The organism is Bacteroides cellulosilyticus DSM 14838 (assembly GCF_000158035.1).
Taxonomy (GTDB): Bacteria; Bacteroidota; Bacteroidia; order Bacteroidales; family Bacteroidaceae; genus Bacteroides; species Bacteroides cellulosilyticus.
In genome coordinates this window covers 946,282-962,022 of record NZ_EQ973491.1, presented here as the reverse complement: position 1 = coordinate 962,022, position 15,741 = coordinate 946,282, and the positions used below count along the sequence as shown (strand labels likewise).

Below are 15,741 nucleotides of genomic sequence, written 5' to 3'. Positions count from 1 at the left end.
ACCATCATATAAACTAATTATGCTCACCTACTTAAATAAATCATTTCTTCAGCGCAGCAATGCTCTCTTTCAGAGAGTTGATAATACTTTCCGCATCCGCCTGTTTCTTACGTTCCAGTTCAAGGACAGCGGCAGGAGCATTATTCACAAACTTCTCATTGCTCAGCTTCTTCATAACGCCTTGCAGGAAACCTTCTTTGTGCTTCAATTCTGCTTCCATACGGGCTATTTCAGCTTCTACATCAATCATATTCCCCAGAGGTACGGCATATTCCGTAGTTCCTACCATGAATGAAGCAGCACCTTCGGTTTTAGTATCTACCACATCAATTGCCGAGAGATTACACATCTTCATGATAACCAAGTTGAATGCATCAACCGGATTCTCACCAACCACCTGCAATTCCAGTGTTTCCTTCTGAGCTATGTTTTTCTGCAAACGAATGGAACGAACGTTACTGATAACTTCCTTCACCACTTCGAATTGCTGAATCATCTCGCTGTCTACATGAGTATCCATACTCAAAGGACATACCATGATGCTCTCACCCTCCTCACGCTCATACATCTGTTGCCAGAGCTCTTCGGTAATGAATGGCATGAACGGGTGAAGCAGGCGAAGCAAATTATCAAAATAGCAAATCGCAGCATTACGAACCGTACTGTGAATGCCTTGTCCGTAAGCCGGCTTAATGATTTCAAGGAACCAGGAAGAGAATTCATCCCAGAACAATTTATAGACAGCCATAAGAGCTTCACTCAGGCGATATTTACTGAATAAATCCGCTACCTCGGCTGTAACTTCATTCTGTTTGGATTCAAACCAGGATATCGCCAGCTTAGCCGCTTCGGGAATAGGCTGGTTATCATCAATTGTCCAGCCACTTACCAAGCGGTAAGCATTCCATATCTTGTTACAGAAGTTACGTCCCTGTTCGCAAAGAGCGTCATCGAACAAGATATCATTTCCGGCAGGAGCTGCAAGCATCATACCCATACGCACACCATCGGCACCAAACTTCTCAATCAGTTCCAACGGGTCGGGAGAATTACCGAGGGACTTGGACATCTTGCGTCCCAACTTATCGCGAACGATACCCGTAAAGTACACATTCTTGAACGGCATCTTTCCTTCATATTCATAACCTGCCATAATCATGCGGGCTACCCAGAAGAAAATGATATCCGGACCGGTTACCAGGTCACTTGTCGGATAGTAATAATCGATTTCCTCATTACCCGGATTGTTGATACCATCAAACAAAGAGATGGGCCACAACCAGGAAGAGAACCAAGTATCCAGACAGTCTTCATCCTGACGAAGATCTTCCATAGTCAGGGCCGGATTGCCGGTCTTCTCTTTTGCCAGTTTCAGAGCTTCTTCTTCAGTAGCAGCTACCACATATCCACCTTCCGGAAGGAAGTATGCCGGAATGCGATGTCCCCACCACAACTGACGGCTGATACACCAGTCCTTGATGTTCTCCATCCAGTAGCGATAGGTATTCTTATACTTGGCAGGGTAGAATTTCAGATCGTCATTCATTACAGGAGGCAATGCCATATCTGCAAAATGCTGCATCTTGAGGAACCACTGCATAGAAAGCTTTGGCTCTATAACTACGTTGGTACGCTCGGAATACCCTACCTTATTGGTATAGGCTTCCACCTTATCCAACAGGCCGGCAGCATCCAGGTCTTTTTCAATCTGTTTACGAACATCAAAGCGATCCATACCGATATAAAGACCGGCAGCCTCGCTCAATGTACCATTATCGTTGAAGATATCGATGCTTGGCAAGTTATACTTTTCACCCAGCATATAGTCGTTCACATCATGCGCAGGGGTTACTTTCAGGCAACCTGTACCGAACTCAATATCTACATAATCGTCTTCGATTACCGGGATCACACGATTTACCAAAGGAACGATTACTTTCTTACCTTTCAGCCATTCGTTCTTCGGGTCGTTCGGATTGATACACATAGCGGTATCACCCATGATCGTTTCAGGACGGGTAGTAGCTACCACAGCATAGCGTCCTTCCGCATCACCTTCCACTTTATAGCGCAGATAATACAGTTTGCCATGCTCTTCCTTGTAGATAACTTCTTCATCAGAAAGGGCTGTCAAAGCCTTCGGATCCCAGTTTACCATACGTACACCACGGTAAATCAGTCCCTTATTGTAGAGGTCTACAAATACTTTCAATACACTTTCGCTACGCTTTTCGTCCATAGTGAAAGCGGTGCGATCCCAATCACAGGAAGCACCGAGTTTACGCAACTGCTTCAGGATGATGCCACCATGTTCATCTGTCCACTCCCAGGCATGCTTCAGGAATTCGTCACGGGTAAGATCCGTCTTCTTGATACCTTGTGCAGCCAGCTTATTTACTACCTTCGCTTCCGTAGCGATAGAAGCGTGGTCAGTACCCGGTACCCAGCAGGCATTTTTACCTTCCATACGGGCACGGCGTACCAGAATATCTTGAATGGTATTATTAAGCATGTGTCCCATGTGGAGCACGCCGGTGACGTTAGGGGGCGGAATGACGATGGTGTAAGGCTCACGACCATCGGGTTTTGAACTGAATAATTTGTGGTCCAACCAATACTGGTACCACTTTCCCTCTACGTCAGCAGGGTTGTACTTACTTGCTAATTCCATATCTTTTAAATCTGTATATAATTTATTTTATCGCGAATAACGGGCGCAAAATTACTAAATTAAATTCAAATCTTGCCACCCTCCGGCGCTTTCTGTGCAGAGAACGACAATTTATAACCTTCATAAAGAGCAATTCCATAAAATACGATTGTCATGGAAGCCATATTTTCTATTACCACAGACATCACTTCACCATAACTGGCGTCGAAAAGAACGTCCATAAAAGAGACTTCATATTCTTTGGCCACCAGACCTACGATAGAGAAGAAATCTCCCATCACACAGCTTATCAACGCCAAAGCAGCACCAATAATGCCGAATATAGGGCGTATTCCTTTCCCCTGGCGCATCGCAAATCCTACCAGAAAACCGACACCAATGGCCATATATCCCATCTGGTATCCGGTAGAAATAGAGATCAAAGCCCAAGCCACAGCACCTGCAATGCATGCCAGCACTCCGAACAATACAGCTTTCGGTAAATTCTCCTCAGCCAACAGTTTCTCCCTGTCTACATATCCCGAATAATCTTCAGGTTTAGGAGTGGGAGCCATTTTCTCCAGCTCTTCATCTTTCTGATAGCTTTCACATTCACCTACAAATGCAGGAATAGCCCCGGTACGCTTGCAAACCAGTCCTCTGCCATTCACGAAATCGCGTGAAACGCAATTACGGCAATAGCGTTCAATGTCATTTTGATCAGTCATAATTACAGTGTCTAATGTCGTTACTTAAGTTGCTTATTAATAGTTTTTTTGCAAATATAAAGCTAATTTCCTACGTGACATTTAATAAATGTATATTTTTGCCTTTCAAATAAATTTGCGATGAAATATAAGCTGAAGATTCGTTATATCGTGCTATGCACACTCTTGTTAGTAGTCTGGGCCACACAGCTCATTCCGGCTATGGGAAGAATATATGCACACAGTGTATATCCTGTCATAGCTTATATTCTTTCGTCTTTCTCCCGCCTCATTCCCTTTGCCATAGGCGACTTATTCATAGCCCTCAGCATTGCGGGCGTACTCCTCTACCCTGCCTATGCCCGCCGCTTTCAGAAGAAAAAATGGAAACGTATCTTGCTGAATGATATTGAATATCTGTTATGGATATACGTCTGGTTCTATCTGGCTTGGGGACTTAATTATTCACAGCCCAATTTCTACCAACGGACAAAGATTCCTTATACCGCATACACTCCCGAGAACTTCCGGAATTTTGTTAATGATTACGTTGACAAACTGAATGGATCGTATGTAGATGTAACTACCATCAATAAGGACCTTATCCGCCGGGAAACTGTTCGCGGATACAATCAGATCAGTAATACGCTGGGTGTACATCATCCTTTCCATAAGTCACCACGGGTGAAGACAATGCTTTTCACTCCACTGATTTCCATGGTGGGCGTCACCGGTAGCATGGGACCTTTCTTCTGCGAATTTACCTTGAATGGAGATCTGCTCCCTTCACAGTATCCTGCCACGTATGCGCATGAACTGGCACATTTATTGGGCATTTCCAGCGAGGCGGAAGCTAACTTCTACGCTTATCAGGTCTGTACCCGTTCGCAAGCGCGAGGTATCCGTTTCTGCGGATACTTTTCAGTGCTGGGACACGTACTTGTCAATGCCCGCCGACTGATGGATGAAGAAGAATACAAAGAGCTCTTCAACCGGATTCGCCCCGAAATCATTGAACAGGCTAAAAGTAATCAGGAATACTGGACGGAAAAATACAGTCCACTCATCGGAGATATACAAGACTGGATATACGACCTGTACCTGAAAGGAAACAAGATACAAAGTGGCCGCAAGAACTACTCCGAAGTAGTCGGATTGCTTATATCCTATTATACACATTGCAATAAATAACCCTATAAAGATATGTTACATACAAGAAAAGAACAGATGGAAGCCTTCGGACGCTTCCTGGACATACTCGACGAACTCCGCGAGAAATGTCCCTGGGACCGCAAGCAGACTAACGAAAGTCTGCGTCCCAACACCATTGAAGAAACTTATGAACTTTGTGACGCCCTGATACGTGACGATAAAAATGATATCTGCAAAGAGCTGGGAGACGTCTTGCTACACGTAGCTTTCTACGCAAAGATAGGTTCCGAGAAAGGCGATTTTGACATGAAAGATGTATGCGATCACCTTTGCGAGAAATTAATCTTCCGCCATCCCCATGTGTTCGGTGACGTAAAAGCCGATACTGCCGGACAAGTTTCCGAAAACTGGGAACAACTGAAGTTAAGAGAGAAAGGTGGAAACAAGAGTGTATTGAGTGGTGTTCCTGCCGCCCTTCCTTCACTCATCAAAGCTTACCGTATTCAGGACAAAGCCCGCAACGTCGGCTTCGATTGGGAAGAACGGGAACAAGTGTGGGATAAGGTAAAAGAAGAAATCCAGGAGTTTCAGGCAGAAGTAGCCAATATGGATAAGGACAAGGCAGAAGCCGAATTCGGGGATGTACTATTCAGCCTTATCAATGCCGCACGCCTCTACAAGATCAATCCGGATAATGCATTAGAACGCACCAACCAGAAGTTTATCAACCGTTTTAATTATCTGGAAGCGCACACCATCAAGGAAGGCAAAAACCTGCATGATATGACTCTGGAGGAGATGGACGCCATCTGGAACGAAGCTAAAAAGCTGGAGAGAGAAGTTGACAAGGAAAGAAGTTGACAAGGGGGAAAAGGCTAAATTAACAAAAGAACAAGGGGACAAGGGGCTTGCATTATCATACCGCATGGCCCTTGTCCCCTTGTCAACTTCTTCCCTTTTATGCCTATTTTATTTTTTCTTTCCTTGCGGTTTTTGAGGTTCTCCACCTTTATGATGCATCCCCTTCAGCAACTCACGGTTAAAACGCATTTCAGCACGTTGCACTAAATATATCTTTTTGTTCGAAAGTATCTTCTTGAACTTCTCATAGTAAGTTTTCTCCAGACGGTTGGTAGCAATACGGGCATCGTATACGCCTTCTAAAATCTCATTATATTGCGCTTCGGTCGTCTTTTCATCCCTTCCTTTTCGAAGTAAGTTCCATGCTTCGTCATTCAGTTGCTTTTTGCGGTCCTGTAATTCAAAATAAACAGGAAAGAATTTAGCGGCTTCTTCCTTAGTCAATCCGGCTTTCTCAGTGATATACGCTTTCTGCTTGGCACGGAATTCGTCAGGAGACAAATGTTGATTACATCCGTCCATAGCCCATGACAAGGGGATGAAACTGCACATCACAATAAACAAAACAATCAGCTTTTTCATTTTCTTCTCATACAGTTAAGTTGTTACTCACATCACTCTGCACCGGCGTCTGTGAGATAGACATACAGCGAATAATCATCCAGCATGGAATTATCCAGCACAGCACTGATATATTCATCAGAAACAACTTCGGTTTCAGGTTCGTCCATCGCCATCCGGTTGTTAACAGGTGTACGGTCAGTAGAAGCAACGCGGATAATCAATGCTGCGCCGGCAAACATGGCAGTCATATATACCCATGGCTTTATTCTCTCCCACTTCGTAGGTTCTCTCTTAATAATTGCAGGTGTTTCCTTTTCGGGAAGCCGGCTCATCACCTCTGAAGTAAGATTCTCAAAGTATCCGTCAGGAACACGGAAAACATTTTCCTTCCCTACCTTCTTCAATATGTTATCTTCTTCTTTCATAAGCTTTTTTCCTCTCTGTTAGGTTAGACTATGTTTTGGGGTAAAGGTTTAAACCTCTCCCTCCAAAAACTTCTCGATTTTTTTCACGGCATGATGATAAGAGGCTTTCAGAGCGCCGACAGATGTGCCGAAGATGTCGGACATCTCCTCGTATTTCATTTCCTGGTAATACTTTAAGTTGAATACCATACGTTGTTTTTCCGGCAGTGTAAGCAGTGCTTTCTGTAGAGACTTCTGTGCCCGGTCACCGGAGAAATAGGGATCACTTTCCAGCTTCTGAAGTACAGAAGCATCTTCATCATCGATAGAAACAGTAGTTACAGCGCGTTGTTTATTTAGGAAAGTCAAACATTCATTCAAAGCGATGCGATAGAGCCAGGTAGAAAGCTTCGCATCTCCACGGAAATAATCAATATTGGTCCATGCCTTAATGAACGTGTTCTGAAGTAAGTCATTGGCATCTTCATGCAAAAGCACCATACGACGGATCTGCCAGTATAATTGTTCGCTATATTGCGCAACAATCAACTCAAACCCTCGCTTTTGTGTACTTTCATCTTGTAGAAGCTCCAGCACTTCGCGTTCATTATAGGAAGGATTCATAAGTATCTATTCCGTTTCGTTTATTTGATTACCACTTTCCGCACGACATTCCCAATCTTAAAGATGTAATAACCTTTAGGCAAATTCACCTGAACGGTGACATCCGTAGAGTCAATGCGTATCGTGGTAAGTTTCACGCCTACAATATTGTAGACTTCCATCTGGGAACCGGGTTCTGCATTCTGCACACGTACCCGGTTTTCTGCCGAAACAGTCAGTACAATAGTAGAAGACGGCTGCTCTTTCTGAGCCGTTTCCTGCTTCCGACCGTCCTGCGCCCATGCCACGGACTGCGACGAAAAAGTCAACAAAAAGAAAAAACAGTAGAGTAACTTTCTCATCTATAAGCCTATGTTTTCAGATTATTCCGTACAAATATACGGCATTCGGTTCGATAAAACAAAAAACAGACGGTTAAATGATAATTTGTTAGTGATTATCATTTATACCTCCAAACACAGCGTTTCCTTAGCCAGCACTGTTTCGGGGAAAACAGCCGAAGCTTCTTTAAGCAAAACATTCTCATCTTCATAGCGGGCAGAAAAATGCCCGATCACCAATTTCTTCACTCCTGCCGCCTTGGCTATCTCTCCCGCCTGAGCAGCAGTAGTATGAAAGGTTTCTTTGGCACGAGGCAAGTCTGCATTTGCAAAAGTGGCCTCATGGAATAGCAAATCTACTCCTTTTATCTGTTCTGCAATCTCAGGCATATAGATGGTATCCGAACAATAGGCATAACTACGCGGTAGATCAGACGACGTGTCAGTAAGGAATTGGAAATGATTTTGCCTTCCGGAGTCACATAGTCTTCCCCATTCTTTATCCTATTCAACTCATATACCGGCACTTCATAGAAGTCGACCATCTCCCGAATGATATGATTAGGCCGCTGCTTCTCTGCAAACAGAAAACCGCAACAAGGCATACGATGACGCAATGGAATGGTAGTCACTGTCAGAGAACGGTCTTCATAGATCATTCCGGGTTCTTTCGTCTCAAACTCATGGAAAAGAACCTTATACGTCATTTGCCGGCAAAAGAAACTTAGCATCGGAGCAAATAGGGTTTCCAATCCTTTCGGTGAATGAATATGCAACTCAGCCGTACGCCCCAGCAGATTGAGCGTGGATATCAATCCCAACAAACCAAAGCAATGATCTCCATGCAGATGAGAAATAAAAATATGATTCAAGCGGGAAAACTTCAGTCGGGACTTGCGGAATTGCAATTGCGATCCTTCTCCGCAGTCTATCATATAAAGTTTGTCACGCACATTCACCACTTGCGAAGTGGCAAAATGACGGGTAGTAGGCAGCGCAGAACCGCAGCCCAGTATATGTAATTCAAACTTTTCCATTAGCAATACATTCTGAACAATCCTTATTTATTTGGACAGAAGCTCTTTTAGTTCAGCAACAGTAAAAAGGTATTCTATATTTTCACCAGAGGTATCACCTACATATCGGTATGCTATCCCTTTATTATCCTTCATACATGCTTCCAGGAACATTTTTAAGGAAGGTTCGGATACATTCAAAGCTCCCTTTATATTCTGTTTCATCTGCTCCTCATTACTCTTTAAAGCAGCCATTGCTACTTTTTCTTCATCAATCGTATAATTGTATACTACTTTATCCGCCTCTATCGTTAACTTATTAAGAATGGTAGCCTCATCTATCGTCATCGGACATGACACATTGGTAACATTCACCAGTTCTTCCAACTTCTGCCGCTCACTCTCTTTTTCCGTTCCCTTCTGGTTCAAGATGCGTTTCAGTTCTTCAGTGTCCAGTCTACATTCCACTTCTTTACCGGTAGACTTTCCTTTATATATTAATCTAATACCGGATTTAGTATCCACTACCATTTCCAGCATTGACTTTATTTCCCCTTTCGGATTCTTGAACATAACCATTACAGCAGACTTCATTGCATCGGTATTCTTCCCCAAGGCATCCAAGTCCAGATAGTCTTCATTCATCAACAGACTGTATATCACATCCGTTCCATCAAAAGTAATGCTCGATATTTCGCCTGTCGTTCCTATACTCATAGGGCATTGCTTATTAGCCATTTCTATTGCTAATTTCAGTTGAGACTTCCGACTGCATCCGGTCAGCAAGATGAGAGACAAACAGGTCAGCAACATAATGCTTCCCAAATTCTTAATAATGTTTCGCATAGTAAATCTACATTAAATTATTTATACCATTCAGAATGCGGTAGATTCAGAGCCACCACATTCAACCACTATTCTGCAAAGATAATCATAAAATAAAAAAGCACACTTTATTCCCCAAGATTCTACCCAAATAGAAAAAAAAGAGAGGACACTTTCAAGTAAGTGCCCTCTCGTCTTTATCTATCTATAGAAGTGATTACTTCTTTCCAGCTTCCATTTGCTCTTTCAAAGCAGCCAGAGCGTCGATGTCGCCCAGAGTAGTAGAAGCAGCCTGGTTTTGAATAGCCGGAGCGTCTTCTCTCTTATTGCCAGCCGGCTTCTTACCAGCAGCCTTCTTTTCAGCTCTTTCTTCTGCCTTTGCAGCATCTTCGAAGATACGGCTGTGAGAAAGGATGATACGCTTAGCATCTTTGTTGAACTCGATAACCTTGAATGACAGTTTCTCATCCATCTGAGCCTGAGAGCCATCTTCCTTAACGAGGTGTTTCGGAGTAGCGAAACCTTCTACGCCATAAGGCAGAGCAACAACAGCGCCCTTATCCAGCATTTCGATGATAGTACCTTCGTGTACAGAACCTACAGTGAATACTGTTTCGAATACATCCCAGGGGTTTTCTTCGAGTTGCTTGTGGCCAAGGCTCAAGCGACGGTTTTCTTTGTCGATTTCCAGTACCTGAACTTCGATGTCTGCACCGATCTGAGTGAATTCAGAAGGATGTTTAACCTTCTTAGTCCAAGACAGGTCAGAGATGTGGATCAAGCCGTCAACACCTTCTTCGATTTCAACGAATACACCGAAGTTAGTGAAGTTACGAACTTTAGCAGTGTGCTTAGAACCTACAGGATACTTCTCTTCGATAGTTTCCCAAGGATCTTGCTTCAGTTGTTTGATACCCAAAGACATCTTACGTTCTTCGCGGTCCAGAGTCAGAACTACTGCTTCCACTTCGTCACCTACCTTCATGAAGTCTTGTGCAGAACGCAAGTGTTGTGACCAAGACATTTCAGATACGTGGATCAAACCTTCAACGCCCGGAGCGATTTCGATGAATGCACCGTAGTCAGCCATAACCACTACTTTACCCTTCACCTTGTCACCCACTTTCAGTTCAGCGCTAAGAGCATCCCAAGGATGCGGAGTGAGTTGCTTCAGACCAAGAGCGATACGCTTCTTCTCATCGTCGAAATCAAGGATAACAACGTTGAGCTTCTGGTCGAGTTCAACCACTTCCTTCGGATCGCTTACGCGGCCCCAAGACAGGTCAGTGATGTGAATCAAACCATCTACGCCACCCAAGTCGATGAATACACCATAAGATGTGATATTCTTAACGGTACCCTCAAGAACTTGTCCTTTTTCGAGCTTACCGATAATTTCTTTCTTCTGTTGTTCCAGTTCAGCTTCGATAAGAGCCTTGTGAGAAACAACCACGTTCTTGAATTCCTGGTTGATCTTAACAACCTTGAATTCCATAGTTTTGCCAACGAATACATCGTAGTCGCGGATAGGTTTCACGTCGATCTGAGAACCCGGCAAGAAAGCTTCGATACCGAATACATCTACGATCATACCACCCTTTGTGCGGCACTTGATGTAACCCTTGATAATTTCTTCGTTTTCCAAAGCAGCGTTCACACGATCCCAAGAGCGAGTAGCGCGAGCTTTACGGTGAGACAGAACCAACTGTCCTTTTTTGTCTTCCTGGTTTTCGATGTATACTTCTACAGTATCACCGATCTTCAAGTCAGGATTGTAGCGGAATTCATTCAGAGGAATGATACCGTCTGATTTGTAACCGATGTTCACAACAACTTCACGTTTGTTCATCGCGATTACAGTTCCGTCAACTACCTCACGGTCGTTAACTTTGTTAAGCGTACTGTCGTAAGCCTTTTCCAACTCTTCGTGGCTGGCACCACCGAAGGTTTCGCCATTTTCATAAGCATCCCAGTTGAAGTCTTCAACAGGCGCTACATTTTTTAAGTTTTCCATTAAATAAAATAAGTTGTTTAATAATTAATTGAGTGAGACATTATATTAGCTCATAAATTCGGGCGCAAAGATAGGAGTATTTTCTTGAAGAGCAAAAAGTTCCATCTGAAATTTCTTGGTATTTTTACATCCGAACGGTATAGAACAATCGGTAGTATAGCCTAAGCTGTTTTGTATAGGAAACAAAAAAGCATAAAATTCATTCTGCATACAAAACAAAAGTATTATATTTGCCATCAATTCTTACATAATTCATGTTCTTATGGTAGAAAGAGAAGTAATCCGCAGAATCATCATAGAGGGTCAGGAGTTCGTGAATGAAATTTCTCTGACAGAACGTCCGTTCTTTTTTGAGCAGAAGGGGAACTACGTATTCGTAGGCATCCGACAAGCCGGAAAATCCTATTTACTTTATCAGCGCATCCAGCAACTACTACGCGAAGAGCATAACATCAATGAAATTGTTTATATCAATTTTGACGATGAGCGCCTCCGACAAATGACAGCGGATGATTTAGACCTAATCCTGCAAGCATATCATAGCCTGTTTGATTTGCGTCCTTTACTTTTCTTTGATGAGATACAGAATATCGAAGGTTGGGAACACTTTGCCCGACGCCTGGCAAACCAGAAGTATAACATTTACATCACCGGTAGCAATGCCAAAATGCTGAGCCGGGAAATTGCCACTACATTGGGGGGACGTTTCTGGAATAAAGATGTCTATCCTTATTCCTTTGCTGAATATCTGAATGCCCGGGATATCATTTTATCCAAGAACTGGATGTATGGCAAACAAGCTGCCGAAGTAAGCAAGGCCTTCAATGACTACTTCCTGTATGGGGGCTTTCCTGAATTAACCGATGTCATAGCTAAAAGAGTCTGGCTGAATGACATTTACAGTAAAATATTCTTCAGCGATTTAATTGTGCGAAACAAAGTTCGAAACGAAGAAGCTTTGGGATTACTGGTGCGAAGGTTGGCCGAGAATGTCAAGCAACCTGTTTCATATACACGATTGGCTAACTTAATCAGTTCTATTGGCATAAAAATAAGCAAAGCAACCGTCATCGAGTTCATCCGTTATTTAAAAGAATCCTGCCTCATATTCCCTATAGAGAACTATGCCGCCAAATTTGCCGAGCGCAATTCAAACATGAAGCATTATTTTATAGACAATGGCTTACTGAGTATCTTTTTGCTTGATGGCAATACTTCTCTTTTAGAAAACATCGTCGCTATTCATTTATATAAGAGATACGGTGCCCAACTCTACTTCTACAACCAAAACATAGAAGTGGATTTCGTCATACCGGAAGCAAAAACGGCTATTCAGGTCAGCTACTCTCTGATGGATGAAACAACCTGTCGGCGAGAAGTGGAAGGCCTCATCAAGCTAAACCGTGTTTTTCCAATGGATAATATGTGTATTATCACACGGGATGAAGAACGGATTATTACTCACGAAAGCGGTGTCTCTATTCATGTGATTCCTGTTTGGAAATGGCTGTTGGAAGAGGAACCGTTACGAACTTGAGAACCGAATTGTTGTCAAGAGCAGATTTACATATTATTAACTCCTCTAAGCGAATTTAGATAGCCGACTGCATTACTGGCACACTTACGGAACAGACGGTCTGTTTACCTTAAACAGATGGTCTGTTGTACTCGAACAGATGATGCGCTTGCCACAAACAGACGATGCATTTGCCACATGTAAACAAGACAAATGCCACACTTTAATCCTCCAAATGCCACATGTTAGCGGGTGAAACCTGTGGCATTTCACCTGCCGAGGTGTGGCATTCGGGAAACTGAGGTGTGGCATCGAGAGTATTGGAGTGTGGTATTCAGGAAGCATGAAAAGGGAAGATACAGAAATGAGGAGAAGCAATGCTCCTCCTCTTATGCTAATTTAAAATTGAATATGAGTTAAGATTACGGATACAAATATACTACATACAAAAGCCGAAGTCAAGCTTTTCACCGTATTTTTCTGAAACATAAGCATAAACTTTAGACTGCTTTATTGCTTCCTAAAAGGATTTTAAGTATCTTTGTCCAAACGATTGGATAAAAACACCACCGTTTCATCCAACAGATTGGATAAACCACCTTGCTTTTTATCCAGCAGATTAAACAGTATGGATAAGCAACTATTAAAATCAGTCATGCTGGACAATCAGAAAGAGGTTCAGCGTTACGAGGTCTTCAAGAGAGACTTTCATTTTGAAGATTTCGGTAATTATGTACTTATAGGCATCAGGCGCGCCGGAAAATCTTTCTTGATCTATCAACGCATCCAGCAATTACTCACTGAAGGCGTTGGATGGGACAGTATGCTATATATCAACTTCGAAGATGAACGCTTAGACGGATTGCAAGTTTCCGAGCTCAACCTCATCATTGAAGCTCACCTCGAAATGTATGGAAAGAGGCCTATACTTTTCCTCGACGAAATACAAAATATAGAAGGCTGGGAAAAGTTTGCCCGACGCTTAGCGGATGAAAAATATAAGGTATACATCACCGGAAGCAATGCCAAAATGCTTAGTAGTGACATACAAACGACATTAGGAGGCAGGTATATTACAATCAATGTATATCCTTACAGTTTCCCGGAATTTCTGGAAGTCCACCACACGACTTATGACGAGCTGTCTCTATTGGGTACAGAATCCAGAGCTGCCGTAATGAACCGTTTTATTGACTACTTCCATAATGGCGGTTTCCCCGAAGGTGCACTTCTTGCAGCAAAAAGGAACTATCTCACCAGCGTATATCAAAAGATATATTTAGGAGATATCGCTGCCAGAAATGCCATAACGAACACTTTCGGGCTGAAGATTATGATTAAAAAACTGGCGGAAAGCATAAAACAACCTATATCTTTCAACCGTATAGCCAATATAGTATCCACTACGGGCAGCAAACTCAGCACAACTTCTGCCATAAAATACGTTGAATATGCAGAGTCGGCCTGGCTTCTTCAACGCATCAATAATATTGCCGCTAAACTGGCTGAGAAAGAAAGCAACAGCAAATATTATTTCACAGATAACGGAATACTCAATTTATTCCTGATAGACGGAAATACATCTTTGCTTGAAAATCTGGTAGCAATCAGCCTGATTCGCCAATTCGGGAAAGAAGATGCCGTATTCTTTTATAATAAAGGGATAGAAGTCGATTTCTATATTCCGGAAAAAGAATGGGCCATACAGGTATCATATAGTATAAAAGACTTGGAAACCAGGGAACGGGAAACGGATGCATTAATAAAACTGTCCAAGGTATTGCCTTGCAAACGTTTTCTCGTTATCACTTTCGATGAGGAAAGTGTGCTGCAAATAGATAATCATTCAAGAATAGAAGTAATCCCTGTATGGAAGTGGCTGCTAATGCTTAGATAAATATGCCAGTGCCGCCCCTATCGCCGTCCGATACTCCGCATAGGGTGGAATATGGAAGCGCACCCCATATATCTTTTCCATATTCGGAAAAACCTCCTGGCACTGCGGAAATTTAGTAAGATTACCAATCAAGACGAAATCTTTGATAGGACCATTCAGCGCAGACAACACAGCTGCACCACCTATCGTTTGCAGCACCATATAAATAATCCCTTTTGCAATATCTTCCTGCGAAGCGTTACTATCCGCTTTTCCGAACAGCGAAGCAGTAGCATGCACCGGAAGATCCGGCAAAGGACGATTGCAAATATCTCCAATCTGCAAGTTTACACGGGTAATGTCGCCTTTCTCGGCAATTGCTGCAATCTGCCTGAAATCATGCGTCTTCAGCAACAAGCGGGAAAGTCCCTGCAAAGTACCTCCGCCAATTGCCATACCACCAATATGCTCTATCTTTTCTCCGTTGATTCTTACGAAAGAAGTGCCCGTTCCCATGCTTACCACGATCAGCTGGTCAATATCCGTGGCATGACGTGCACCCAACCCATTGGCTATAAACTCATCGACCTTATCCGTGGGTAAACCATACAACGGACTATCTACAAATGCACTACCCACACCTGTCAGCATCACTTGCTCTATATCCGAAAGCTGAATACCATTATCATAAATATACTTCCCGAAAGCCCCGAACAAAGAAGTAACCGGATCAGTCGCAGTGATAAACATCGGTGACTGTATCTGTTCTCCGTTGATTCCTACAATTTTTGTAGTACTTCCGCCAACGTCTATTCCTATTACAATTCCCATAGTTTCAATATTGTATTCGGCTACAAAGGTACAAATTGTTTTATTGTAGATGTGTATTCAATTCTTTTTTGTTGCATACATAAAGCCCCGTTACAAAAAGTTTATTCACACCTTTCCCTACACGCTTGCACTCATGTCTTGTATCTCCTTGTTCATCGGGGTTAGAGCGGTGGTGGCAGCAAATAGAAATAAAGTGTAGGCAAATTTGCTTGCACCAAGTAAAATGAATATATATCGCTTATAATCTGTCAAATACATCATGTAAGATGCTTAAAATGGCTGTTTGGTAACCAGCTATTTTCATGCCGTTTTATGAGGAAAAGTATGGAGGGTATGCCATTTTTTTGCTTGGTATACGCCTTTATCCGTTCAGTACATCAC

Annotated in this window: 13 protein-coding genes and 1 pseudogene; 4 read left to right on the top strand and 10 right to left on the bottom strand. The window is 42.8% G+C overall.

Annotated features, from left to right (window positions below):
• Positions 1-40: 40 nt before the first annotated feature.
• Complete coding sequence (locus tag BACCELL_RS15890) at positions 41-2,671, bottom strand: valine--tRNA ligase (RefSeq protein ID WP_007212925.1); 2,631 nt, start codon at positions 2,669-2,671, stop codon at positions 41-43.
• Between the two features lie 65 nt (positions 2,672-2,736).
• Positions 2,737-3,378 (bottom strand): hypothetical protein, encoded by a 642-nt coding sequence (locus tag BACCELL_RS15885; protein ID WP_007212924.1) that lies wholly within the window; start codon positions 3,376-3,378, stop codon positions 2,737-2,739.
• A gap of 120 nt (positions 3,379-3,498) precedes the next feature.
• On the opposite strand from BACCELL_RS15885, the gene BACCELL_RS15880 reads away from it, so the two are divergent.
• Together BACCELL_RS15880 and mazG are read left to right on the top strand one after the other, a co-directional pair.
• Positions 3,499-4,548 carry a DUF3810 domain-containing protein gene (locus BACCELL_RS15880; protein WP_007212923.1) on the top strand — a complete coding sequence of 350 codons (1,050 nt, stop codon included), beginning with the start codon at positions 3,499-3,501 and terminating at the stop codon, positions 4,546-4,548.
• Between the two features lie 12 nt (positions 4,549-4,560).
• On the top strand, positions 4,561-5,370 hold the full coding sequence (mazG, locus tag BACCELL_RS15875) for a nucleoside triphosphate pyrophosphohydrolase (RefSeq protein ID WP_007212922.1): 810 nt from the start codon (positions 4,561-4,563) through the stop codon (positions 5,368-5,370).
• Between the two features lie 108 nt (positions 5,371-5,478).
• On the opposite strand, the gene BACCELL_RS15870 is transcribed toward mazG, so the two are convergent.
• From BACCELL_RS15870 to rpsA, 7 genes and pseudogenes are all read right to left on the bottom strand, one after another.
• Positions 5,479-5,952 (bottom strand): hypothetical protein, encoded by a 474-nt coding sequence (locus BACCELL_RS15870; protein WP_007212921.1) that lies wholly within the window; start codon positions 5,950-5,952, stop codon positions 5,479-5,481.
• Positions 5,953-5,984: 32 nt separating this feature from the next.
• A complete protein-coding gene (locus BACCELL_RS15865; protein WP_007212920.1) occupies positions 5,985-6,359 on the bottom strand; it encodes a hypothetical protein in 375 nt (124 codons plus the stop codon).
• Between the two features lie 48 nt (positions 6,360-6,407).
• Positions 6,408-6,962 (bottom strand): RNA polymerase sigma factor, encoded by a 555-nt coding sequence (locus tag BACCELL_RS15860; protein ID WP_007212919.1) that lies wholly within the window; start codon positions 6,960-6,962, stop codon positions 6,408-6,410.
• 20 nt (positions 6,963-6,982) lie between these two features.
• On the bottom strand, positions 6,983-7,303 hold the full coding sequence (locus BACCELL_RS15855) for a T9SS type A sorting domain-containing protein (protein ID WP_007212918.1): 321 nt from the start codon (positions 7,301-7,303) through the stop codon (positions 6,983-6,985).
• Between the two features lie 102 nt (positions 7,304-7,405).
• Positions 7,406-8,319, bottom strand: a pseudogene (locus BACCELL_RS15850) (ribonuclease Z).
• Between the two features lie 27 nt (positions 8,320-8,346).
• The gene (locus BACCELL_RS15845; protein WP_007212915.1) at positions 8,347-9,144 is read right to left on the bottom strand and encodes a hypothetical protein; all 798 of its coding nucleotides are present in this window, start codon (positions 9,142-9,144) and stop codon (positions 8,347-8,349) included.
• Between the two features lie 196 nt (positions 9,145-9,340).
• The gene (gene rpsA / locus BACCELL_RS15840; protein WP_007212914.1) at positions 9,341-11,137 is read right to left on the bottom strand and encodes a 30S ribosomal protein S1; all 1,797 of its coding nucleotides are present in this window, start codon (positions 11,135-11,137) and stop codon (positions 9,341-9,343) included.
• 262 nt (positions 11,138-11,399) lie between these two features.
• On the opposite strand from rpsA, the gene BACCELL_RS15830 reads away from it, so the two are divergent.
• Positions 11,400-12,674, top strand: a complete 1,275-nt coding sequence (locus BACCELL_RS15830) for an ATP-binding protein (RefSeq protein WP_007212912.1) — start codon at positions 11,400-11,402, stop codon at positions 12,672-12,674.
• 607 nt (positions 12,675-13,281) lie between these two features.
• Positions 13,282-14,550 (top strand): ATP-binding protein, encoded by a 1,269-nt coding sequence (locus tag BACCELL_RS15825; protein ID WP_007212910.1) that lies wholly within the window; start codon positions 13,282-13,284, stop codon positions 14,548-14,550.
• Here BACCELL_RS15825 and coaW read toward each other — a convergent pair.
• On the bottom strand, positions 14,536-15,360 hold the full coding sequence (coaW, locus tag BACCELL_RS15820; RefSeq protein WP_007212909.1) for a type II pantothenate kinase: 825 nt from the start codon (positions 15,358-15,360) through the stop codon (positions 14,536-14,538). The two genes, BACCELL_RS15825 and coaW, sit on opposite strands and share 15 nt — an antisense overlap.
• Between the last annotated feature and the right edge of the window lie 381 nt (positions 15,361-15,741).

What these genes read in the sequence shown, in the direction of transcription:
- BACCELL_RS15890 (WP_007212925.1), bottom strand. Translation starts at nt 2,671, where the DNA reads ATGGAATTAGCAAGTAAGTACAACCCTGCTGACGTAGAGGGAAAGTGG.
- BACCELL_RS15885 (WP_007212924.1), bottom strand. Translation starts at nt 3,378, where the DNA reads ATGACTGATCAAAATGACATTGAACGCTATTGCCGTAATTGCGTTTCA.
- BACCELL_RS15880 (WP_007212923.1), top strand. Translation starts at nt 3,499, where the DNA reads ATGAAATATAAGCTGAAGATTCGTTATATCGTGCTATGCACACTCTTG.
- mazG (WP_007212922.1), top strand. Translation starts at nt 4,561, where the DNA reads ATGTTACATACAAGAAAAGAACAGATGGAAGCCTTCGGACGCTTCCTG.
- BACCELL_RS15870 (WP_007212921.1), bottom strand. Translation starts at nt 5,952, where the DNA reads ATGAAAAAGCTGATTGTTTTGTTTATTGTGATGTGCAGTTTCATCCCC.
- BACCELL_RS15865 (WP_007212920.1), bottom strand. Translation starts at nt 6,359, where the DNA reads ATGAAAGAAGAAGATAACATATTGAAGAAGGTAGGGAAGGAAAATGTT.
- BACCELL_RS15860 (WP_007212919.1), bottom strand. Translation starts at nt 6,962, where the DNA reads ATGAATCCTTCCTATAATGAACGCGAAGTGCTGGAGCTTCTACAAGAT.
- BACCELL_RS15855 (WP_007212918.1), bottom strand. Translation starts at nt 7,303, where the DNA reads ATGAGAAAGTTACTCTACTGTTTTTTCTTTTTGTTGACTTTTTCGTCG.
- BACCELL_RS15845 (WP_007212915.1), bottom strand. Translation starts at nt 9,144, where the DNA reads ATGCGAAACATTATTAAGAATTTGGGAAGCATTATGTTGCTGACCTGT.
- rpsA (WP_007212914.1), bottom strand. Translation starts at nt 11,137, where the DNA reads ATGGAAAACTTAAAAAATGTAGCGCCTGTTGAAGACTTCAACTGGGAT.
- BACCELL_RS15830 (WP_007212912.1), top strand. Translation starts at nt 11,400, where the DNA reads ATGGTAGAAAGAGAAGTAATCCGCAGAATCATCATAGAGGGTCAGGAG.
- BACCELL_RS15825 (WP_007212910.1), top strand. Translation starts at nt 13,282, where the DNA reads ATGGATAAGCAACTATTAAAATCAGTCATGCTGGACAATCAGAAAGAG.
- coaW (WP_007212909.1), bottom strand. Translation starts at nt 15,360, where the DNA reads ATGGGAATTGTAATAGGAATAGACGTTGGCGGAAGTACTACAAAAATT.